Annotated in this window: 19 protein-coding genes; 14 read left to right on the top strand and 5 right to left on the bottom strand. The window is 62.7% G+C overall.

What is annotated here, in order from left to right:
- Positions 1-4 precede the first annotated feature (4 nt).
- From RT424_RS08635 to RT424_RS08585, 11 genes are all read left to right on the top strand, one after another.
- Positions 5-832, top strand: coding sequence for a DUF1080 domain-containing protein (locus RT424_RS08635; protein WP_409521459.1), 828 nt, complete (start codon positions 5-7; stop codon positions 830-832).
- Positions 829-1,398, top strand: a complete 570-nt coding sequence (locus tag RT424_RS08630; RefSeq protein WP_313436463.1) for a gluconate 2-dehydrogenase subunit 3 family protein — start codon at positions 829-831, stop codon at positions 1,396-1,398. The genes RT424_RS08635 and RT424_RS08630 overlap by 4 nt, the downstream gene beginning before the upstream one ends.
- On the top strand, positions 1,395-2,240 hold the full coding sequence (locus tag RT424_RS08625) for a sugar phosphate isomerase/epimerase (protein WP_313436383.1): 846 nt from the start codon (positions 1,395-1,397) through the stop codon (positions 2,238-2,240). Before RT424_RS08630 ends, RT424_RS08625 begins: the two co-directional genes overlap by 4 nt.
- 36 nt (positions 2,241-2,276) lie before the next feature.
- Positions 2,277-3,959 carry a GMC family oxidoreductase gene (locus RT424_RS08620; RefSeq protein WP_313436380.1) on the top strand — a complete coding sequence of 561 codons (1,683 nt, stop codon included), beginning with the start codon at positions 2,277-2,279 and terminating at the stop codon, positions 3,957-3,959.
- Between the two features lie 94 nt (positions 3,960-4,053).
- Positions 4,054-5,091: a LacI family DNA-binding transcriptional regulator gene (locus tag RT424_RS08615; protein WP_313436377.1), complete on the top strand. Its 1,038-nt coding sequence runs from the start codon at positions 4,054-4,056 to the stop codon at positions 5,089-5,091.
- Positions 5,092-5,135: 44 nt separating this feature from the next.
- On the top strand, positions 5,136-5,552 hold the full coding sequence (locus tag RT424_RS08610; protein WP_313436375.1) for a Dabb family protein: 417 nt from the start codon (positions 5,136-5,138) through the stop codon (positions 5,550-5,552).
- Between the two features lie 458 nt (positions 5,553-6,010).
- Entirely contained in the window at positions 6,011-6,910 is a 900-nt protein-coding gene (locus RT424_RS08605; protein WP_313436373.1) for a ThuA domain-containing protein, read from the top strand.
- Positions 6,911-6,956: 46 nt separating this feature from the next.
- Complete coding sequence (locus tag RT424_RS08600) at positions 6,957-7,817, top strand: sugar phosphate isomerase/epimerase (RefSeq protein WP_313436371.1); 861 nt, start codon at positions 6,957-6,959, stop codon at positions 7,815-7,817.
- Positions 7,814-8,428, top strand: coding sequence for a gluconate 2-dehydrogenase subunit 3 family protein (locus RT424_RS08595; RefSeq protein WP_313436368.1), 615 nt, complete (start codon positions 7,814-7,816; stop codon positions 8,426-8,428). Before RT424_RS08600 ends, RT424_RS08595 begins: the two co-directional genes overlap by 4 nt.
- Positions 8,429-8,442: 14 nt before the next feature.
- Positions 8,443-10,131: a GMC family oxidoreductase gene (locus RT424_RS08590; protein ID WP_313436365.1), complete on the top strand. Its 1,689-nt coding sequence runs from the start codon at positions 8,443-8,445 to the stop codon at positions 10,129-10,131.
- A 204-nt stretch (positions 10,132-10,335) separates the two neighbouring features.
- Complete coding sequence (locus tag RT424_RS08585; protein ID WP_313436362.1) at positions 10,336-11,685, top strand: NAD(P)/FAD-dependent oxidoreductase; 1,350 nt, start codon at positions 10,336-10,338, stop codon at positions 11,683-11,685.
- Between the two features lie 12 nt (positions 11,686-11,697).
- Here RT424_RS08585 and RT424_RS08580 read toward each other — a convergent pair whose 3' ends face one another.
- From RT424_RS08580 to RT424_RS08560, 5 genes are all read right to left on the bottom strand, one after another.
- Positions 11,698-12,123, bottom strand: coding sequence for a response regulator (locus tag RT424_RS08580; RefSeq protein WP_313436359.1), 426 nt, complete (start codon positions 12,121-12,123; stop codon positions 11,698-11,700).
- Between the two features lie 49 nt (positions 12,124-12,172).
- Positions 12,173-13,369 carry a sensor histidine kinase gene (locus tag RT424_RS08575; protein WP_313436356.1) on the bottom strand — a complete coding sequence of 399 codons (1,197 nt, stop codon included), beginning with the start codon at positions 13,367-13,369 and terminating at the stop codon, positions 12,173-12,175.
- Positions 13,366-14,337, bottom strand: a complete 972-nt coding sequence (locus RT424_RS08570; protein WP_313436354.1) for a protein-glutamate O-methyltransferase CheR — start codon at positions 14,335-14,337, stop codon at positions 13,366-13,368. The genes RT424_RS08575 and RT424_RS08570 overlap by 4 nt, the downstream gene beginning before the upstream one ends.
- Positions 14,334-17,264: a response regulator gene (locus RT424_RS08565; RefSeq protein WP_313436351.1), complete on the bottom strand. Its 2,931-nt coding sequence runs from the start codon at positions 17,262-17,264 to the stop codon at positions 14,334-14,336. The genes RT424_RS08570 and RT424_RS08565 overlap by 4 nt, the downstream gene beginning before the upstream one ends.
- A gap of 244 nt (positions 17,265-17,508) precedes the next feature.
- Positions 17,509-19,038 carry an altronate dehydratase family protein gene (locus tag RT424_RS08560; protein WP_313436349.1) on the bottom strand — a complete coding sequence of 510 codons (1,530 nt, stop codon included), beginning with the start codon at positions 19,036-19,038 and terminating at the stop codon, positions 17,509-17,511.
- 69 nt (positions 19,039-19,107) lie between these two features.
- Between RT424_RS08560 and uxaC the strand changes: the two genes are divergently transcribed.
- The 3 genes from uxaC to RT424_RS08545 all read left to right on the top strand — a co-directional run bounded on the left by uxaC (position 19,108) and on the right by RT424_RS08545 (position 22,958).
- Positions 19,108-20,553: a glucuronate isomerase gene (gene uxaC / locus RT424_RS08555; protein WP_313436346.1), complete on the top strand. Its 1,446-nt coding sequence runs from the start codon at positions 19,108-19,110 to the stop codon at positions 20,551-20,553.
- Entirely contained in the window at positions 20,550-21,983 is a 1,434-nt protein-coding gene (locus RT424_RS08550; protein WP_313436343.1) for a mannitol dehydrogenase family protein, read from the top strand. The genes uxaC and RT424_RS08550 overlap by 4 nt, the downstream gene beginning before the upstream one ends.
- 213 nt (positions 21,984-22,196) lie before the next feature.
- Positions 22,197-22,958 (top strand): MipA/OmpV family protein, encoded by a 762-nt coding sequence (locus RT424_RS08545; protein WP_313436340.1) that lies wholly within the window; start codon positions 22,197-22,199, stop codon positions 22,956-22,958.
- Positions 22,959-23,157: the final 199 nt, after the last annotated feature.

The raw sequence follows: 23,157 nt of genomic DNA, 5'->3' as shown, positions 1-23,157 counted from the left end.
GAGGATGAAGTACATCCCTATCAGCATGGCGCTGGCGAGCGGTATCGTCGGCTGCACGCTGCTGGAAGCGCAGGACAAGCCGGGCTTCAAGGACACGCCGATGCTGCCGGGCGGCCAATGGCATGTGCATGACCCGGACCGCCCCGCGCCGGCGGTAGTCACGCCGGCGCCTGCTTCCGGTGGCGCGCCATCCGATGCCGTGGTGCTGTTCTCCGGCACTTCGCTCGACGCATGGCGCGGCGAACGCGGCCCGTGGACGGTCGAGAACGGCGTTATGACCGTGCCGTCCCGTGCCCAAAGCGGCGGCGAGAACAACCTGATTTCGAGGCAGGCATTCGGCGACGTTCAACTTCATCTGGAATTCCGCTCCCCCAACCCGCCGGAGAAGAGTTCCCAGGATCGGGGGAACAGCGGGATCTGGTTCATGCAGCGCTACGAGGTCCAGATCCTCGACAGCTACCGGAACCCGACGTACGCCGATGGCACGGTGGGCGCGGTTTATGCCTGGAAGCCGCCGCTCGTTAATCCCTCGCGCCCGCCGGGGGAATGGCAGAGCTACGACATCGTTTTCGAGCGGCCGCGCTTCGATGCGAAGGGCGGGTTAGTCCGTCCGGCCTATGTTACCGTGCTGCTGAACGGTGTGCTCGTGCAGAACCATCAGGCCATGCTGGGCACCACTGCCTGGCGCAAGGTCGCCCAGTATCAGGCGCATGGCGACAAGGCGCCGATCCAGTTGCAGGACCACGATTCGCCGGTGTCCTTCCGCAACATCTGGGTTCGCCCGTTACCGGAAGAGGCTATCGCTCAGGATCTCAAGGGGGGAGCACGATAATGGATCGCAGAAACGCACTTGCGGGCATGGTCGCCCTGTTCGGCGCCCAGCTATTCGCCCCGCTCGCCCGCGCCGCGGGGCTCGCACCCGCAGCCGCTATCCCGGTGATCGACCAGGGCGTTCCCAGCCTTCAGGTCTTCACGCCGGACCAGCGCGCGCTAATGACGGTGCTGTGCGAGAGGATCATCCCGACTACCGACACGCCCGGCGCGATCGCGGCGGGCGTGCCGATGTATATCGAGAAGCTGCTTGCCGACTGGTCCGTGGCCGAAGATCGCGAGCCGATCCTGTCCGGTCTGGCGGAAATCGATGCGCGCAGCCGGCAGGACTATCGACTTCCGGCCGTAAAGGCCAAGCCCGAGCAGCAGGACGCCCTGCTGACCCTGGCGATGAACGACGAACTTCCCGATGGAGAGGAGTTCTTCAAGGCGTTCCGGCAGATGGTCGTGGTCGGTTATTACACGTCCGAGATCGGCATTACGCAGGAACGCGAATACCTGCCCGTCCCAGGCGAATACAACGGCGCCTTTCCCTATTCCCAGGTCAACAAGGTCTATTCGGCATGATCGTAAATCGTCGTTCCCTGATGTTGGGCGCCGGCGGCGTCGCCGCGCTGGCGTCGCAGCCTTTCCTGGCCGGTATCGCCCGTGCCGCGCAGATCCGCAGCATCGGCCTGCAACTCTACACGGTGCGTGAACTGTTTTCGGCCGATCCGGTAGCGACGCTCGAAAAGGTTGCGAAAGTCGGCTACCGGGAAGTCGAATTCGGCGGCGGCGGCTACGATACCATGGATCATGCCCTGCTGCGCAAGACGATGGACCGGTTGGGCCTGAAAGCGCCATCCATCCATGTCGGCTACGACGCGCTGCTGGACAAGTTCGACGCCAGTGTGGCCATGGCCAAGACCCTGGGCGCGGAGACGGTCGTGTTGCCCTATATGGTGGACAAGTATCGCAACGCGGCGGCATGGGATGCCGCGCTCGTCAATATCAACCGCTTCGGAGAGCAGTTGAAGGCAGTAGGACTGGGATTCGCCTACCATAACCACGACTTCGAGTTCACGGTTAAGCCGGACGGCATCAGCCTGTTCGACCGTCTGGTCAAGGCCTGCAATCCCGCGCTCGTGAAAATCGAACTCGATCTCTACTGGGCGATCCATGCCGGGCAGGATCCCCAGGCCCTGATCCGCAGCCTGGCCGGGCGCATCTACGCCTATCATGTCAAGGACATGAAAGCCGACCGCAGCATGACGTCCGTGGGCGCCGGCACGATCGACTTCGCCTCCATCTTCAAGCTCAACGGTCTGGCCGGAGTGCGGCATTTCTACGTCGAGAACGACCAGTCTCCCGCACCCTACTTGCCCGACATCACCAAGAGCTTCGAAACGCTCAGCACCCTCGGGTTCTGAGCGCGCTTCTGACCATAGATCGGGGAGAGGATCACGATGGCTACTGCGGACAGATTCGATGCGATCGTCATCGGCTCGGGCATCAGCGGAGGCTGGGCCGCCAAGGAACTGACCGAAAAGGGATTGCGCGTACTGATGCTCGATCGCGGCCACATGGTCGAGCATGGCGAAGGCTACACCTATGACGGCAAGCCTGCTTATGAAGTGCCCGCTCGCAACATCATGCCGGACGGGCTGAAGGAAAGCGACTACTTCATCGCCCAGCACGGCTATGTCGCGCCCAGCAACCAGGCCTTCTACAACAACGACCGCCTGAATCCCTACGATTACGAGGGAGGCAGCAAGTTCTACTGGATTCGTCCGGCGGCGGTCGGCGGCAAGTCGCTGATCTGGGGCCGCTGGAGCTTCCGCTGGAGCGCCGCCGATTTCGAGGCGAACAAGCGCGAGGGCATCGGTGGCGAGTGGCCGATCGGCTATGACGATCTGGTGCCCTGGTACAGCTATGTCGAGAAGTATATCGGCGTATCGGGATCGCGCGAAAACCTCGATTATCTGCCGGACAGCGAATTCCAGCCGCCGATGCCGATGAACGTCGCCGAGGAATGGATGAAGGGGAGGCTGGAAACCGCGTTCCCCGGCCGCAAGATGATCAATGCCCGACTGTCCAACCTGACCGAGGACAAGCCGGAGCAGAACCGCTCCAAGTGCCAGGTGCGCAACCAGTGCGGGAATGGATGCTCTTTCGGGGCCTATTTCTCGACGCAGGCGGTCACTTTGCCGGCCGCACGCGCGACGGGACGCCTGGAGCTGCGCAGCGACGCCGTGGTCACCAACCTCGAATACGATCCGGCCACGAAGAAGGTGACCGGCGTCCGCTTCATCGACGCCAGGACCGGGCAGGCGGAAGTCGTGCGCGCCAGGGTCGTCTTCCTGAATGCCTCCACGCTGGGCTCGGTGCAGATCCTCATGAACTCGCGCGCCGAGGGCAGCGAGCGAAGCCACTTCGATACCAGCGGCACGCTGGGCCGCTATGTGATGGACCATATCTTCCGCGTCGGCGTGAAGGGCGACATTCCCGGCATGGAGGAATTCATCGAATATGGCCGTCGTCCCGGCGCCATCTACGTTCCCCGCTTCCGCAACCTGGGCAAGGACGAAGACCTGGGGTTCCGGCGCGGCTACGGCTACCAGGGCGGCGCCTATCGCGAGCCTTCGAAACCAGTCGGCTTCGGCGCATCGATGAAGGAGGGCATGCGTCGTTACGGCGGCTGGAAATTCCAGATGGGCGCTTTCGGCGAATGCCTCCCGTACGAGGATAATCGCGTTTCCCTGAACCCGGACAAGGCGGACCGTTTCGGCCTTCCGCTGATGCGGTTCGATGTCACCTTCCGTGACAACGAACTGCGCATGATGGCGGATGCCCGCGAGCAGGGCGAAAAGATGCTCCGCGCGGCCGGGCTCAAGAACGTCGAGAGCAAGGTGAAGGAGCACGTGCCGGGCGACGCCATCCACGAGATGGGCGGCGCGCGGATGGGGCACGATCCCCGCGCGTCCGTGCTCAACAAATGGAGCCAGGCCCATGACGCCTCCAACCTCTTCGTCACCGACGGTGCTCAGATGGCATCGATTTCCTGCGTCAATCCTTCGCTGACCTTCATGGCGCTGACTGCACGCGCCGTCGATCACGCCGTGAAAGGGCTCAAGGCTGGAACCATCTGACGAGGACGCCGGCCAGCCCGGTTTTTGGCCCCGGATTTCAGCGCTGCGAAGGGGCTGAAAACACGCTATCGGAGAATATGGAGACAAGAATCTGATGGCGAGGCGAAGCGAAGCGGGGGTGACGATCCGAGCCGTGGCGCAGCGCGCGGGCGTATCCGCGATGACCGTGTCGAACGTGATCAACGGCGCCGGGCGTGCCAGCGCGGCTACGGTGGCGACTGTTCGCGCGGCGATCGCGGAGCTGGGCTATGTGCCCAATCTGGCCGCCCGGCAGCTGTCGAAGGCGCGGGCGACCACGGTCGGGCTGCTCTATAGCGACCGGCGGACCCCCTTCCTCGATGCCGTACTCGTGGGAGCCTTGCGCGCGACCAATGCCCACGGGCTGCAACTGATCCTGCGCGAGGGCGAGGGCGTCAGCCGCGACGAGGCTGAACGCATGGCGGGAGATCTTGTGCGCTCGGGTGCCGATGCCTTGTTGGTCATCCCGCCTTTCGCCGAGCAGCTCAGTGGATCGCGCAGGATAACGGAGTTGGGTGTGCCGCTGGCGGCGATCGCCACCGGCACTGCAATGCCCGATGTCACGACCGTTCGGATCGACAATCGGGCCGCGATGCTCTCGATCACGCAGCAGGTCATCGCCAGTGGTCACCGGCGCATCGCCTATGTCGCGGGGCCCGATCGTTACAGCGTGGTCGCTGCCCGGCTCGACGGCTTCAGGGCCGCACTGCGCGAGGCGGGAATTTCCGAGGATGCGGAGCTGGTCGTAAGGCATGGCGAGTTCGATTACGAGGCGGGCAAGCTGGCGGCGCAGGCGCTGCTTCGCCAACCGAACCGGCCGACGGCGATCCTGTGCAGCAGCGACGACCTGGCCGCAGGAGTCGTGGCACAGGCGCATCATGCCGGGCTGCAACTGCCCCTGGACCTGACCGTCACCGGCTTCGACGACACCATTCTTGCGTCACGCATCTGGCCGCCGCTGACGGTCGTGCGGCAACCCGTCGAGGAGATGGCGTTTCGCGCGGCGCAATGCCTGATAACGGCGCTGGCCAGATCGGAGCCCGAAATCAGCGACGAAGTTTTCGATCACGCGATCATCACGCGCAATTCCATCGCCTGTCCCGCCGCGAGATAACCTTCTCGCAGGTGTGCAAACGGTCAACTACGGAGAATCGCATCATGGAAACCAGCAGAAGGGAATTGGCGGCGATGATCGCTTTGGGAAGTGCCGGGATCGCCCTTTCATCCACGCCTTCGCCGGCAGATGCGGGCACGTCGCCCGCCGCGCCCGCGCTGGTGCATCACGTATTCTTCTGGCTGAAGCGCCCCGGATCGCAAGCGGATAGCGAGCAACTTATCGCGGGCCTGCGGACCTTGCGGGATATTCCGGTTATCCGAAGGCTGGAGATCGGTGTTCCCGCCAGTACCGAAAACCGTGATGTCGTGGATGCAAGTTACGATGTTTCGGAACTGATGTTTTTCGATAGCGTGAAAGACCAGAAGACCTACCAGGATCACCCGATCCACCAAGAGTTCGTCAAGTCTTGCGAACACCTTTGGGCCAAAGTTGTGGTCTATGACATGGCGACCGTGTGAGAGGGGAGGCGCGCTCGTCATTCGCTGGGGCGATGTCGGCCTTGGGCTCGTCGGCTCAATAATACTGTCCGAAACTAATAATTAAATTCAGTGGTTTAATTAAAGTAACGCCCTTCGCAATGACATTGGGCGGGATTGACCGGGTCCTTCCGGTCTGTCTTAACTGAACTCTTCAGTCCGGCAGGAATGCCGATTGATGCCACGGGTACCGACAGAGTGCCGATGGGAGATACCATGACGAAATTCGCAGTATCTGCGGACGCGATTCCGCTATCTTCGAGCAGCGATTTCCTCGACCGGGCGATGGCCTGGGGCGGTGAAAGTCGGCGCGACCCCTGACCTTTCAGGGGTTCCTCGCGGCGTCGAAATGACGAGCATCAACAGCGTTCCCGTGCTTCTCGATCCACCGTTCGACAGGTGACGGGCACGGCTCGCTTCCGCGCAAAGGGCTAGAAATGATGGCGCGCAAGATACTCCGGATTTTTCTGATCGTTATCGTCCTTCTTTTGGTCATCCTGGCCGTACAGGCCTTTCGATACCGCGACACCATTCAGCGCGTTTTCCTGGGCGGCGTGAAGATATACGAAACGCAGCCGCCGGAACTGCCGGCTTCGCTGCCGCGGCCCGCTGTCCTGGTGTTTTCGAAGACGAATGCGTTCCGTCATGAGGAGGCCATTCCTGCCGCAAACGCACTGTTCCGGCAGATCGCCCGCGAAAAAGGGTGGGGCTATTTTCAGACCGAAAACGGCGCGGCTTTCCGGAAGGATATCCTTTCCCGCTTCGATACCGTCGTCTTCAACAATGTCAGCGGCGACGTGTTCACCGGCGACCGGCGATCAGCGTTCGAGAACTTCGTCGATGCGGGAGGAGGCTTCATAGGACTTCACGCGGCAGGCGACAATTCTCACGAGGATTGGCCGTGGTACGCCAGGAACCTGATCGGGGCCGCGTTCACCATGCACACGATGTCTCCCCAGTTCCAGACCGCGACCGTCCGCCTGGAAAATCGCGAAAGCCCCGTTCTGACAGGCCTGCCCGCGCACTGGAAGCACAACGAGGAGTGGTACTCCTTTGCGGCGTCCCCCCGGCTCAAGGGCTATCATGTCCTGATGACGGTCGACGAGCGCACGTACAATCCTGAGGGGATGTTCGGCAAGGATCTGCGCATGGGGGCGGACCATCCGGTGATCTGGTGGCATTGCGTGGGCAGGGGCCGTGCGCTCTATTCCGCGCTGGGCCACCAGGCCGAAGCCTTCCGCCAGCCCGAGCATGTCCGCCTGCTGACGAATGCGCTTTCGTGGACTGCCCGCCAAACCGGCAGCGAATGCGACATCGCGCAGCCGGGCCCTCGGCCATGATCGATCGGCGCCGCACGGTCACACACCAGCGCGGGAAGGCCGTGGCATGAAAATCGGAATGAATCTGCTGCTCTGGGCTGGGCATGTTCGCGCGGAGCACATTCCCGTCCTGGAAGCACTGAAGCGCAAGGGCTTCGACGGGGTTGAAGTGCCGATCTTCGACACCAGCGACACCGCGCATTACCGCTGGCTTGGCGGCGTGCTCGATGGATTGGGTTTGCAGCGCACAGCCGTTGCGATCATTCCCGGACCAGCCGAAAGCCCGCTTTCCCCCGACCCTTCGGTGAGGCAGGCGGCAGTGGATCACCTCCTTTCCGTGACCAACTGCGCCGCCGAACTAGGGGCGGAGCTTCTGGCAGGACCATGGTTCCAGCCGCTCGGCGTGTTTTCGGGAGAACCGCCCAGCGAAGCCGAACTGGATCGTTGCGCGGCCGTGTTCCGCAGGGTTCTGCCGCAGCTTGCGGCGGCGGGGATCGACACCGCGCTGGAGCCGCTGAACCGCTTCGAAGCCCATCTTCTCAATACCTGCGAACAGTCGCTTGCCTTCGCCGAGCGTATCGGCGGAAGCGGGATCGGCCTTCTCTACGATACATTCCATGCCAATATCGAGGAACAGGATCCCTTGTCCGCGCTCGAAGCGGTGCACCGGGCGGGGCGGCTGGCGCATGTCCATATTTCCGAGAACGATCGCGGTACGCCGGGCAGGGGCCATTTGCCGCTGCGCGAAACGGTCTCCTTGCTCAGGACGCTGGGATACGATGGCTGGCTGACGATCGAAGCCTTCGGACGCGGCCTGCCCGAGCTGGCGGCGGCAACGCGCGTGTGGCGCGATTTCTTCGAAAGCCCCGAGGAAGTTTATTCCGAAGGTTTCGACCTTATCCAGACGACTTGGGAGAGCACACGATGACGGACGAATTTGCCATGGATCGCCGATCTCTCATCGGCCGGATCGCGCTTCTGGTCGGCGCCGGCTTCCTGCCGGCCGAGGCGCTTGGCGCGGCTGGCGAAAGCAAGCGTCTTCTGCCGCCGGCGAGCTATGCCTTGCTGGAGGCGGTCTGCGATACATTCATACCCGCAACGGATACCCCGGGCGCCGTGGGCGCGGGCGTTCCCGCTCTGCTGGACGGCCTGCTGCGGGACTGGGCGTCGAAAGACCGCCGGGAGGCGCTGGTCGGTGCCCTTGGCAATATCGAAAGCGGCGCCATGCAGGCCGCAGGCAAGCCGTTCGCGGCGCTTTCACCGGATAGCCGCAATACCTTCCTCAAAGGCTACGATGTCGCCGCGCTCAAACCGGTGCCGGGCAAGCAGAAGGCATCGGGACTGGCGGCCTTGATGGCCGAGCCTGCGGTGGTCGATCCCGCCTATGCGAGGCTGAAGGAACTGGTCGTCGCGCTCTACTACAGCTCGGAAGTCGGGCTGACGCAGGAGCTTGTCTACGAACATGTGCCGGGACCGTGGGTGCCCTCGCTTGAAATAACGCCGGATAGTCGCCCTTTCGGCAGTCCTGGCCTGTTCTGAACGGAGATCGAGAAATGTTTGATGCGATCGTCATCGGCTCGGGCATGAGCGGCGGTATCGCCGCCAAGGAACTCTGCGAACGCGGGCTCAAGGTTCTCATGCTGGAAAGAGGGAACAACGTCGATCCGGGCACGGACTACACGGACAGTGTGATGCCGTGGGAGTTTCCCAATAACAACATGGTGCCTGAGGACGAAGTTCAGAGCGACTACCAGATCCAGAGCCAGTGCTACGCCTTCAGCGAAGCCACGAAGAAGTTCTGGGTCAAGGACAGCGACCATCCCTATTCCACGCCCGAGGGCAAGCCGTTCAGCTGGATACGCGGCTATCACGTGGGCGGGCGATCGATCATGTGGGGGCGGCAATCCTATCGCATGTCGGACATCGACTTCGGTGCCAATGCCAAGGACGGGTACGGTTGCGACTGGCCGATCCGTTACGACGATCTCAAGCCATGGTACGATCATGTCGAGAAGTTTATCGGGGTTGCGGGCACCAAGGAAGGCCTCCCGCAGCTTCCGGATGGAGAGTTTCTTCCCGGCTGGGAAATGAACGACGCCGAAAAGCAGTTCAAGACTGCGGTCGAGGCGAAGTTCGAAGGGCGCAAGGTCATTATCGGGCGCAATGCCAACTTGTCGGTGGCGCAGCCCTGGCATGAGGAACTGGGCCGGAATACGTGCCAGAACCGCTCCATCTGCGATCGGGGATGCAGCCTCGGCGCGATGCATTCCACCCTCACGTCCTCGCTTCCGGCCGCCGAGCGGACCGGCAACCTTACCCTTGTCACCGATGCGATCGTCCATTCGATCGTTCAGGATCCCAAGACCGGCAAGGCAACCGGTGTGCGGGTGATCGATCGCAACACCAAGGCAGGCAAGACTTACGAGGCGAAGCTGGTGTTCCTCAATGCCTCGACCATCGGTTCGGCCATGATCCTGCTGAATTCCGCGAACGAAGCCAATCCGCGCGGGCTTGCCAACGGTTCGGACCAGGTCGGTCGCAATCTCATGGATCATCTCTATGCGCTGTCGACGATCGGGCTCTTTCCGGGCCCCAAGGACAGTTATTACAAGGGAAGGCGTCCCACCGGCATATATATCCCCCGGTACCGCAACGTCACCGAAGAGGCGGAGGGCTATGTTCGCGGCTATGGTTTCCAGGGTGGGATATCGCGGATGGGCGGGCGCAGCGCCGGCATGCAACCCGGCGTGATCGGTGCGGAGCTGAAAGCGGCCGCGCGCAAGATCGGGCCTTGGCTCGCCTTCATTTCCGGCTTTGGCGAAATGTTGCCCAATCCCGATAATCGGGTGACGCTCAACACGTCCCGCAAGGACAAGTGGGGCATGGCGATCCCGCATATCGAATGCGAGCAAGGCCCGAACGAAAAGGCCATGGCCAAGCAGATCCTGGCGGACGGCAAGGACATGATCCAGGCCTCGGGCGGAATGGTGATATCGCAGTCTACCGATCCCGGCGTGCCGGGGCTGGGCATCCATGAAATGGGCACGGCACGGATGGGCAAGGATCCCAGGACTTCGGTTCTCAATGGGTTCAATCAGGCGCATGAAGTGCCGAACCTGTTCTGCACCGATGGGGCCGCCATGTCGTCGTCCGGCTGCCAGAACCCGTCGCTGACTTACATGGCGCTTTCCGCCCGCGCCGCGGACCATGCCGTAAAACTTCTCAAGGAAGGCGCGATCTGACGCACTGGCTACGGTGGCCAGCCATGATCGCCCATGTGACGGCCAGGGAGATCGCGGCGATACGATTTTCGAAGCAAGCATTCATTTCGGGAGTAAACTGTATACAGGTCGTATAATGGCGCCGGGATCACATGCGCAAACCAAGGGAAGCTGCTAAGGCGCCCGCGGCGGATTGGTGGAATCCGCTTGAGCAAGGATCCCTGGATGTCTGACGGTTTCGATGCTTTGCCGGGAAATGTGAGAAAAACGAAGACCCAGATCGTGATCGTCGGGGGCGGTGCGGCGGGCCTGGAACTGGCCGCGAAGCTGGGTGCTCACTACGGACGCAAGCACCACGACATCATTCTGGTCGACTGCAAGCGAACCCACATCTGGAAGCCGCTGCTGCACGAGGTCGCGACCGGCTCGCTCGACGCCAATCTGGACGAAGTGGGCTATCGCAGCCATTGTCACCGTTTCGGCTACCGCTACTTCTATGGTTCGCTGGCCGGCATCGATCGCACCAGTCGGCACGTTCGACTGGCGCCCATCAATGACGAGAAGGGCCGCGAGGTCATTGCCGCGCACGAAATCCGATACGATTATCTCGTGCTGGCCTTCGGTTCCGTCACCAACGATTTCGGCACGCCGGGGGTGTCGGAAAATTGCACCTTCCTCGACAGCCGCGACCAGGCCGACCGGTTTCGCGACAAACTGCTCGACCAGTGCCTGCGCGTCTCGCGGACGATGGCGAAGAACCCGGACTGCGAGGCGCGGGTAAGGATCGCGATCGTCGGGGCCGGCGCCACCGGGGTCGAACTGGCGGCCGAACTGTTCAATGCTGCCGATGCGCTGGGTTACTACGGCCTCGAAGTCTTCGACCGCAGCCGTCTCGAGGTTACGCTGATCGAGGCCGGGCCGCGCATCCTTCCCGCTCTGCCGGAGCGGTTGGCCGCTGCCGCGCGCAGCGAGTTGGAGGCCTTGGGCGTGCGCGTCCTGGTGGATACGCCGGTCGTGGAATCGACGGCGGATGGCATGGTCATGCGATCCGGCGAAAGGATCGACGCGGACTTGCAGGTATGGGCGGCGGGCGTGAAGGCCAAGCCGATCCCGGGCGGGCTGGATGGGCTGGAACTTGCCCGGTCGGGCCAGGTCGTGGTGCGCCCGACACTCCAGAGCGAGACCGACGATCGTGTCTTCGCCATTGGCGACTGCGCGTTCTGCAAGCTGCCCGGCAGCGAACGCCCAGTGCCTCCGCGCGCGCAGGCGGCGCACCAGATGGCCGATGCCGCCTTTGCCAATCTCAAGCGCATCATGGCGGGCAAGCCGCTGGTGGATTTCGTTTACAAGGACCACGGATCGCTGGTTTCGCTAAGTCGATTCTCGACCGTGGGATCATTGATGGGCAGTCTGGTGGGCGGACGCATGGCGGTGGAGGGTCGCCTGGCGCGCTTCATCTACCTTTCGCTCTACCGCATGCACCTTCTGGCGATCCATGGCTGGATCAAGGGATCGGTCATGATCGTGATCAGCCACATGAACCGGATCGTCCGACCAAGGCTCAAGCTGCATTGAGGTAAATCCGCCCTAGTTCGGGAGGCGGCTGGTCGTGCTCCAGAAGTTGACGACGTCGTGCAGCGCCTGGGCGTATTCGCCGCCCTTGAAGGGCTTTACCACATAGCAGCTTGCATGCCGTTCATAGCATTCGCGGATGTCGGTCGGGGATTCCGATGAGGTGAACATCACGACCGGAATGTGGCGCAGGCGCGGATCGGATTTGACGGCAACCAGCAGTTCCTTTCCGTCCATGCGCGGCATGTTGATATCCAGAAGGATGAGTTGCGGCGGCGGGGAGGCATTTCCGGGATCGGGGCGGAGGATGTCGAGAGCATGGATGCCGTCGTTCGCGACCGTCAGCGCGCAAGGCTGCTCCGCTTTCTTCAGGGCGCGCAGCGTCATTTCCACGTCGCCTTCGTTGTCTTCCACGAGCAGGATGTTGAACGGCTTGGTCATGGCCACCTCCTTCGACGCTCTCTGAGCAGGTTTGCCGCCCCGCGATCCGTCATCGTGCACCTACGTGCTGTCCGCTTCTGGTTGGGCGCGCGGCTTCGCCGGACGGGAGGGTGAAATGAAAGGTGCTGCCCTGGCCCGGCGCCGAGGTGAAGTCGATTTCGCCGCCGCAGAGCCGGATGAACTTGCGGCAGGTGGACAGCCCGATGCCGGTGCCGGGATAGTCTTCCTTGCGGTGCAACCGCTGGAAGATGGTGAAGATCCGTCCACGGAAGCCGTTCTCTATGCCGATACCATTGTCCTTGACTGAAAAGCGCCAGTATCGGCCCTGCTTCTCTGCCGTGACGGCGATTATCGGTGGCTGGCTACCGTTCTGGAACTTGAGCGCATTGCCGATCAGGTTTTGGAACAGCACCCGGACCAGGGTCGAACTGGTTTCCACGCTGGGCAGGGGGGTGTAGGTCACCTCGGCGCCGCTGGCCTGGATGACACCCTCGAATTCCGCGAGTGTCTCTCGCAATATCGCCTCGCAATCGACCGGTTCCAGAAGGATTTCCTCGCGTCCGACCCGCGAAAAGGTGAGGATGTCGTTGATCATCTTCTGCATGCGCCGGGCATTGTCGAGAATGAAGGAAAGGTAGCGGCGACCGTCTTCGTCGATCGCTTCTTCCGCATTTTCGGCCAGCAGCCCGGCAAAGGCGTTCATCATGCGAACGGGTTCCTGCATGTCATGCGAGCAGATGTAGGCAAACCGCTCCAGTTCCTCGTTCGACTGGGACAGCGTGGCGTTGAGGCGCATGATCTGTTCGCGCTGGACGTAAAGGTCCAGGTAGACCTTGACCTTGCTCTTCAGGATATCGGGATTGATCGGCTTGAAGATATAATCGACCGCGCCGATCTCGGCCGCTCTGGAGGCGTACTTTTCCTCCTTGGACAGGGCCGTCACGAAGATGATCGGCACGCCGCTCATGCTTTCGTGCTCCTGCATCAGCGTGGCAGTTTCGAACCCGTCCATTTCGGGCATCTGCACATCGAGCAGGACGATCGCGAACTGGTGGCGCAGCACCAGCGACAAGGCTTCGTTGCCGGATGCTGCCTTGAAGATGTCCGCCTTGAGGGGCCTTAGCACCTTTTCCGTCGCCAGCAGGTTCTCCCAGCGGTCATCGACCAGCAGAATCTTGGGACGCACTTGTGCGATCGCAGCGGTTTCGATCTGCTGGGGCACTGTCGGGAGAGCTACAATGGTCATGACCGGATTCCCCCGCCGTCATGGGCGTTCTTGCGATAGATGTACCGCTGTCCGTCCAACGCTTCGAAATGGTGCCCAATTGCCGAGAACTTGAGACTTTCCCTGGCGCCGAGGCACAGGAAACCGCCGTGACGCAAGGATTGGGCGAACAGATGCAAGACCCGCTCCTGTAGCGTCTTGTCGAAATAGATCAGCACGTTGCGACAGGTTATGAGATTCATTTCACCGAAGACGCCGTCGGTCACCAGGTTGTGATAGGAAAATGTGATCCGATCGCGCAGGAAACCTTTCATGCGAACGAAGTCGTAGCTGGCGCTGTAATAGTCCGCCAGGTCGGCCCGTCCCCCGGCCTGACGGTAAGTGTCGGCATAAGTGGCCATGAGCCGCTTGGGGTAAATGCCCTTCTCGGCGGTATCGAGGGAGGCCCTGTTGAAATCGGTGCCGTAAAGGCGGGCGCGTTGCAGATAGCCTTCCTCGTGAAGCAGGATGGCCAGCGAATAGACTTCCTCCCCGGTAGCGCAGCCGGCGCACCAGATCTTCACGAAGGGGAAGGTCTTGAAGACGGGGACCAGCCGTTCCCGCATCGCGCGATAGCATGGCGGATCGCGGAACATCTCGGTTACCGTGACCGACATGGTGCGAAGCAGCCGGTCGAAGAAGGCCTCGTCGCGAAGGACGCGGGTGATTGCCTCGCCGAAATGGGCCAGCCCGGCCGCGCGTCGGGCCTGATCGAGGCGACGACGGACCGAAGCCTGGGAATAGTGGCTGAAATCGTAACCCCAGCGGCGGCGGATCGCTTCGAGCAGCAGGGATATCTCTATCGTTTCCAGATCTTCTCGCTGCGCCGAGGGAGAGGCAGGCGTCGGTCTGTCGGCAATGTAATCGAGATCGGGGTAATCGCGATCGGGGCAATCGCGATCGGGCGAGGGTATGTCGGCAGGAACGGCCGGCGCCAGACCCAGCCTCACGCCGCCTGCTCCTGACGGAACAGCCAAACCCGCAGGAGCGTCAGCAGTCTGTCGATATCGACGGGTTTGGTCATATAGTCGTTGGCGCCTGCTTTCATGCAGCGCTCTACGTCTTCCGGCATGGCGCGGGCGGTGAGGGCGATGATCGGCAGGTCGGCCCAGTCCGCGTTGCCACGGATTTCCCGCATGGCCTGATAGCCGTCCATCACCGGCATCATCACGTCCATGATCACCAAATCGATCCCGCCGATCTCTCCGAGCTTTTCCAGCGCCATTTGCCCATTGTCGGCGATGACGAGGTTCAGGCCCTGCTTCTTCAGGACTTTCGACAAGGCGAAGGTATTGCGCATGTCGTCGTCCACCAGCAGTACGGTGCGGTTCTGGAGCGTTCTGTCAGGATCGTGATATCTGACGGCCTTGACCTGCGCTTCCCCCAGGGCATTCGCTTCGATGCTGTGCAGGAACAGGGTCACTTCATCCAGCAGGCGCTCCGAAGACGAGGCGCCCTTGATGACGATGCTTTCCGTATACTGGCCAAGACTGCGGTTCTCTTCTTCGGAAAGGTCGCGGGCGGTATGGACGATGACCGGCGGGCAACCGTCCTCACCAAGCAGCGCTTCCGCTTTTTTCAGCCAGTCGAACCCGGTGATGTCGGGAAGGCTGAGATCCAGGATGATGCAGTCGAACGATTGCAGCTCCATCCGTTCGAAAGCGTCCGAGCCGGTTTCGGCCACGACCAGATCGATGTTCTTCTGGTTGAGAAGGGCGCGAATGGCGGCCTGGGTCAGGCGATCGTCCTCGATCAGAAGCACGCATTTGATTTCCGCCCGCAGCAGGCTTTCGATGCGATTGAACACGGTGTCGATATCCGCTTCCGTGACGGGCTTGGTAAGGATGCCCGCCGCGCCCTTGCGCAAGGGCGCTCGCGTCAGCGCGGCGTCCGCTCCGGAAACGACATGCACCGGGATGTGGCGCGTATCGGGGCTGTGCTTCAACTGGTCGAGCACGTTCAGTCCGCCGATGTCGGGCAAGCTCAGGTCGAGCAGGATCGCGGTGACGGGATGCTGCGCGGCGAGGAGCAGGCCGCTTCTGCCATCGCCTGCCGCCAGCACTTTGTAGCCGCGCTTGCGGGCGATCTTCATCAGGGTGGCGGCGAAGCCGGGATCGTCCTCGATGACCAGGACGACGCGTTCGCCGGGGCTCAGGTGGTGGCGGTCGTCATCGAGAAAGGGCGCGATCGGCAGGCTGCGTTCGCTCATGGCAGCAGGGGCCGCGATGTCCCCGATCGGCAGGAACAGCGTGAAGGTGGAGCCTTGTTCCTTGACGCTCTCTACATGGATTTCCCCGCCGAGAACCTGAGCGAACTTGCGGGCGATGGTCAGCCCCAGTCCTGTGCCGCCGTAATGGCGATCGATGGAGCCATCCTCTTGTTGGAACGCCTCGAAAATATCCTTCAGCTTGGTTTCGCTGATGCCGATCCCGGTATCCGTCACACTGAGTGCGACGGCCTTTCCGGGAACGAGATCGGCGCGTTGCAGCCCATCGCCATCGCCGGCAGGCCGCAGTGTGAGGGTGACAGATCCCTGCGCGGTGAACTTGAAGGCATTGGACAGCAGGTTTTTCAAGATCTGATCGACGCGTTGGCTGTCGGTGTTGATGCGGGCCGGCAGCGCGGGATCGCATACGATGTAGAAGGCCACGCCCTTGTCCCGTGCCACGGGCTCGAAGCTCTGGCGCAACTGGCCGACGATCGCGTCCATCGGTGTTTCCTCCGCAAGAATATGGATCTTGCCCGCTTCCACCTTGGAGAGGTCGAGGATGTCGTTGATCAGGTTCAGCAATTCCAGGCCGCCGTTGTGTATGACGCGCGCCTCCTCCACCTGCTCCGCGGTCAGGTTGCCGGTTTCGTTGGCAGCCAGTCCACGCGATAGGATGAGCAGCGAATTGAGCGGCGTGCGCAGTTCGTGGCTCATGTTGGCGAGGAATTCGGACTTGTATTTCGATGACTGCGCCACCTCGCGTGCCTTTTCCTCGATCAGGCGCTTGGCCTCTTCAAGATCGCGGGCCTGGGCGCGGATTCGTTCGTTCTGTTCCTCCAGCGCGCTGGTCTTTTCCTCGAGCTCCTCGTTCGAGGCCTCCATCTCTTCGTTGGTGGCCTTGAGTTCCTCCTGCTGGGTCTTGAGCTCTTCCTCGCGCCTTTCGAGTTCCTGCGTGTAAAGCAATTGCTGGACGACCGATCTGGCGCGGCTGCGCTGGTAGAGCCATACGGCCAGCACGATCCCGAAGTAGGAAAGCAGGGTGATGATCGCCGTGAGGCGCATGTTGTGCGCGACATTGGCGGCATCGACCTGCTGACGCTGCCGGAGCAGGTGCTCCTCCTCGGCCGACATGATGGCCAGTTGTTCGCGGACCCGTTCGATCATGGTCTTGCCGCGATTGAGGGCCAGTTCCGTTGCCTCGACGACATCCCGGCGCATCGCGATGGTGGTTCGAAGGTGATCGAGCAGGGCCTGGCTTCTCGTTTCCAGTTCGTCGAGATTGGCCGATTGAGCGGGATTGTCCGCCGTCAGCCTTCGCAGCAGCGCCAGTTCCTGGCCGATGGAACGCTGTATCGGCGTGATGGCGTCCTCCGGAGAGGCATTTTTCCGGTCCTGCAAGGCGTCGCGATAGGTCTGGAGAAAGTCCGGATTGCCCGTCACCAAATAGCCCGACGGAGCCGCCGCCGCGCGTTCATAGAGATTGCCGAGGAGGGAAATGTGGCGCCGGACGGTATAGGTATGGTCCACCCAGCCGCGCGCGCCGGTCAGGTCGGCGGCCTGCTTCGTGAACATGAGGGCCGCAAGCAGAAAGGCGGCGGTGATCACGACAATGGCGATCGCCGTGGCATTGCGGGTAAACAGATTCTCCCTCGGTGGCGCAGGCGTCATTGGGAACTCTCGGAACTGGACTCGCGCGTAGCCCCGGCTTCATCGGGCCCAACACGCGACAACCAAACTCAAGTCCTGAAAATGATCCGAAAGCCCCTCTCAATGCCTAAAGGCGGGACTAGGTTTTGGTACGCATCCCGCTGTGAATGGCAAACCTGAAACGCGGTAGGGAAGCGCTTCCTTCCCTCACCGGGTGCTGCCTTTGCCGCTGGCCCAACGCTGCAACCGAACGGGCAGGAACAGGTCAGAGCGTTACGCCGCGCTTCCAGATGCCGATCGCCCGTTCGTCGTTGCTTTCGTTACGCGCCGGCTCCCCGCTGGCGATGGCGATGATGCGCTCCAGCAAGGCATCGGCGGCCGCTTCCATGCCCTGTTCGAGCACGATGGCGGCGTCGAAATCGATCCAGCCGGGCTTGCGTTCGGCAAGGCTGTGGTTCGAGGCGATCTTCATGGTCGGCACCGGGCTGCCCAGTGGGGTGCCGCGGCCGGTGGAGAACAGGGTTATGGTCGCTCCCGCTGCGGCAAGGGCAGTGGTGGAAACCGCGTCGTTGCCGGGGCCTTCGAGCACGGTGAGGCCGCCGTGCGCTTTGTCGGGCGCGATCCGTTCGCCATAGCCGATCACGTCGCACACCGGGGCAAGGCCGCCTTTCTGCACCGCGCCCAGCGATTTTTCCTCCAGCGTGGTGATGCCGCCCGCGATGTTGCCGGGGCTGGGGTTTTCCGAAACCGGCTCGCCATGATCGAGGAAATAGCGTTTGAAGCCATTCACGAGGCCGGACAGGCGATCGAACACGTCCTGACTGGTCGCGCGCTCCAGCAGGAGGTTCTCGGCACCGAAGACTTCCGGTATTTCCGTAAGGATCGCGGCGCCGCCCGCCTGGGTGACGGCATCGGCCATCAGCCCGATCAGGGGGTTGGCGGTAAGGCCGCTCATGGCGTCCGACCCGCCGCATTTTACGCCCAGACGCAATGCGGAAAGCGGAACCTCCTCGCGGCGATCGCCCGCCATTTCGGCTAGCAGCTCGTCGATCAGTGCCATACCGGCCGAAAACTCGTCGCTTTCCGCCTGCGCGCGCAAGATGCGCAGGCGACTGCGCCGGGCTTGGGGAATGCGTTCGAGCAAGGCGTCGAGCTGGTTCGATTCGCAGCCAAGCCCCAGCAGCAGCACGCCTCCGGCATTGGGATTGAGCGCCAGGGAGGCGAGTATCGCCGCCGTGCCTTCCAGATCCGCGCCAAGTTGCGAGCAGCCGAAGGGGTGATTGAAGGCGTGTACCCCGTCGAGGCCCTCGGAACCTGCCGGGATCGCGGCGTTCCCGCGCACCGCCAGCCTTTCCCCCAGGCGTCCGACGCAGCCTACCGTCGGCAGGATCCACAATTCGTTCCGCGTGCCGACACTGCCGTCCGCGCGGACATAGCCGCGAAAACTGTGCAGGCCCGATGCCTTCGGTGCCGGCGTGCCTGCGCCTCGACCGGCAAAAGCATAAGCGCTCTCTCCTGCCAGAGCAGTCCGAACGTTATGGGTGTGAACGTGTTCGCCCGGCGCGATGTCCTGCCGCGCGAGACCGATCGGCGCGCGATAGCGACGCACTGGCGCTCCGGCCTTTATCGATCTGACGGCGAACTTGTGCCCAGCCGGAATCGCGTCCCGCAGGGTTATACTCTCAAGCTCTACCTGGATTTCCGCACCCGCTTCCAGAGGCTGGAGGGCAACGGCGACATCGTCCTCAGGCGCAATGCGGACAGCCGTGACGGGATGGGCAAGCGTTTCTACCATGCTGCCTCGATACGCCATTGCCAGCGCTGGCACAAGTCGGTATTCGACGACGGACCAAGGAGTTTCCGGATGCCCAGGCTCACGCTTCACCCAGATCGTCTTTTTCCCGCAGACCCGGCCACGCGCGCCATCGCGCGCGATCTCTATGGGCATGTCGCGCACCTGCCGATCGTCAGTCCCCACGGACACACCGATCCCGAATGGTTCGCAACCGATGCACCCTGGACCAACGCCACGGAGCTGCTGCTGGCGCCGGACCACTATCTGTTCCGCATGCTCTATTCGCAGGGCATCGATCTCGATGCCCTGCGCGTGCCGCGCAAGGGCGGTGTGCTGCCGGATACCGATCCGCGCGAGGCCTGGCGGGTGTTCGCGGCTCATTGGCATCTTTTCCGAGGCACCCCGTCCAGCATGTGGCTGAACCACGTCTTTGCCGAAGTCTTCGGGATCGACGTGACGTTGGATGCGGGAACGGCCGATCATTACTACGACGCCATCGCCGAGGCTCTGGCGTCACCGGCGTTCCGCCCGCGCGCGTTGTTCGAGCGTTTCAACATAGAGCTGCTGGCTACCACCGAAGGCGCGGGGGACGATCTCAGGCACCACCGGGCGATACGCGATTCGGGCTGGAAGGGCAGCGTGGTCACCACCTATAGGCCGGACTCGGTGATCGATCCCGAGCACGATTCCTTCGCTCGCGACCTTGCGCGTTTCGCCGATCTCTCCGGTGAGAACGTGGACAGCTGGACAGGCTACCTCGCCGCGCATCGCAAACGCCGCGCCGACTTCCGTGCGATGGGCGCCACGGCGACGGATCATGGCTTCCTGACGGCGAGAACGGCGAATCTCTCGACCGCAGCGTGCGAGGCTCTCTTTGCCAAAGTCATGGGCGGCAAGTCCGATGCGGAGGAAGCCGAACTGTTCCGGGCGCAGATGTTGACCGAGATGGCGCGGATGAGCCTGGAAGACGGGATGACCATGCAGATTCACCCCGGCGCCTCGCGCAACCACAACGCGCGGCTGTTCGCCACACACGGTCGCGACAAGGGCGCCGACATTCCGCGCGGCACCGAATATGTCGAGGCATTGCGGCCGATGCTCGACCTGTTCGGGAACGAGCCCGATCTCACCGTCATCCTCTTCACGCTCGATGAGACGACCTATGCGCGCGAGCTGGCGCCGCTGGCCGGGCACTATCCGTGCCTGCGGCTCGGGCCTGCGTGGTGGTTCCATGACAGCCCCGAGGGCATGCGCCGCTTCCGTGAGATGACCACGGAAACTGCGGGTTTCTACAACACCGTGGGCTTCAATGACGATACCCGCGCATTCCTTTCGATCCCGGCCCGGCATGACGTTGCCCGGCGTATCGATTGCGGCTTCCTCGCCCGCCTTGTCGCAGAGCATCGCCTCGCGGACTGGGAAGCGGCCGAGCTGGCACAGGAATTGACCGTGGGCCTGGTTCGCAAGGCTTACGGCCTGGAAGCGCCTGCCGCTCGCGAGGTGGAACCGGTATGATGCGCCTCGCGAACGACAGCCTCGGCCGGTTGCCGCGTTCGGTCTCCAGGCCGGGGTACGACCGGGCGGCGGTGCGCCGCGGCGTGGTTCATTTCGGGCCGGGCGCCTTCCATCGCGCCCACCAGGCTGCCGCGTTCGATAGGTTGCTGGAGCATGATCCGCGATGGGGGCTGACGGGCGTCAGCCTCAACTCGCGCGGGGTTGCCGATGCGCTCAATCCGCAGGACGGGCTCTACACGCTCGCTCTCATCGACACCGATACGGAATACCGCGTAATCGGGGCAGTCGGCGCGGTGCTCACCCGTGACGAACCTCAAGCGATTCTGGCGGCGCTGGTTCATAAAGACACGCGCATCGTCAGTTCCACGGTGACGGAGAAAGGCTATTGCCTTGCTGCCGACGGTACGCTCGATTTTTCCCATCCGGCGATAGGTCGAGAGATCGAGGCCGCGCAAGCGCACGACTGGGTGCCCAGCACGTTCACCGGCTGGCTGGTTCGCGGGCTGCGGGCGCGGCGCCTGGCCGGGCTGAATGGGCTGACCGTGCTGTCTTGCGACAATCTCACGGATAACGGTCGCAAGCTGGAGGCCGCCACGATCGCGCTGGCCCAGGCGATCGATGCCGAGACGGCGCGCTGGATCGCGGACAATGTGGCGTTCCCCAATGCGATGGTGGATTCGATAACGCCGGCCACGGACGACGCCCTGCGAGCCCGTGTCTCGGCTGCGACCGGGCTTGAAGACGCCTGGCCGATCCAGCGAGAGCGCTTTACGCAGTGGGTGATAGAGGATCGCTTTGCCGGTGAACGTCCTGCGCTCGAACTGGCGGGCGTGACTTTCGCAAACGAAGTGCGGCCGTTTGAGACGGCTAAACTGCGTCTGCTGAACGGCGCCCATTCATCGCTGGCCTATATCGGCCTTGGTCGAGGATTGGAGACCGTGGCCGATGCCATGGCCGACCGTGATCTGGCGGTCTTCGTGGAACGACTGATGCGCGAGGATATCGCGCCTTCGGTAGCAGCCGCGCCGGGACTGGATCAGGAGCGCTACATCTCGGACATTCTCGCCCGCTTTGCCAACCCCTCGATCCGCCATCTTTTGGCGCAGATCGCGTGGGACGGATCGCAGAAGCTGCCTTATCGGCTGCTGGATACGGTGCGCGACGCGCTGGCCGCCGGTCGGCCCATCGAGCGGCTGGCACTGCCGATCGCCGCTTGGCTGCGCTTTTTAACGGCTGCGGCGCGCGAAGGGCGCGCGATTACGGATCCGCTCGCGACATTGCTGTTGGAGCGTGCCGAAGATTGGAGATCGGTTCTCGCCTTGAGAGACGTGTTCGGCGATCTGGGTGATGATCCCCGGTTCCTTCGCGCCGTGGAGCGAGGATGGGCGAGCTTGGAGGCGGGGAGCCTGGAAGCGATCGGCGCTCTGTAACTGCGCATCCCTTCCACCAACGTCCCGAAACGCGCTGTCCTGTGTCTCGCTGAATTCCTGATCAGACATACAATGTCACTATTTTTGCCCGATAATCCGATTAGAGCACACGTTGAGCGGCTCGGAAGCGAATAATGCGCTTTAGCCGGAACGTTTCGATAAGAGGACAGCGTGTTGCAGAGAAACCATCTTGCCGTTGCAGGCGCTGCCGTAATGGTGGCTGCATGCGCCTTAAGCGGCCCGGCCGCTGCCCAGGACCTCAGCGGTTCGCGACAGTCGTTCGAAAAGCCGAGCAACGATCGCATCATTCTTGGGATCGGCTCCGCCGCTACGCCCGTCTATCAGGGCGCGGACAGCTACCGGGTCTTGCCACTGCCGGCGATCGACATTGCGCAGGGCCCGATTTTTGCCAACTTCCGCAACGGGATCGGCGTCAACTTCGTCGCCCGGCCGAAACTTACGCTTGGTTCGAGCATCACCTTCATGCCGGGCTATCGGCGGCGCGATGTGCCGGACGGTATCGGCAGACTTTCCTCCGGCGCCGGCGCGCGCGCGTTCGCCAGCGTTTCTTCCGGAGGTCTGATCGCAACCGTGGGCGCCACGCAAGGATTTGTCGGCAGCACCAGGGGTTTCGTGGCGGATGCCAGCCTTTCCTATCCGATCATCGCAAGCCGAAAACTGATCCTGACCCCCTCGATCGCCACCAGCTTCGCCGATCGCCGCCATAGCGACCGCTATTTCGGCGTTACCGACGAGGAGGCGCAGGCCTCGGGACTGGCGCCGTGGCAAGGCAAGGCCGGCTTCAAGGATGCATCCGTGCTGTTGACCGCCATCTATCGCCTGGATGGGCGCTTCAGCCTGAGTGGTTCGGTCGGCGCGACAACGCTGCTGGGAAGGACGGCGACGAGCCCCCTGGTTGCCCATAAGACGCTTCCCACCGGGTTCCTGTCCTTGACCTATCGCTTGTCTCGCTAGAGTCAGACCCTAGGTCCAGACCCCCAGGCCGCGAAATCGTCTTCAGATCCGCTCGGCCCAATCGAGCGCGGCATCGGCCACCTCTTCCCAACCGCCTTCCAGCAGCGTCCAGTGCGATCGCCCGGCGAATTCCAGATAGTCCGTGCGGGTCGCCGCGCGGCTTTGGCGGGCATGGATAGCGCGGGTCATGGCGGCGTCG

Source organism: Novosphingobium sp., assembly GCF_032093395.1.
Lineage (GTDB): Bacteria > Pseudomonadota > Alphaproteobacteria > Sphingomonadales > Sphingomonadaceae > Novosphingobium.
The sequence above is the reverse complement of the archived record's forward strand: the minus strand, read 5'-3'. Positions and strand labels throughout refer to the sequence as shown.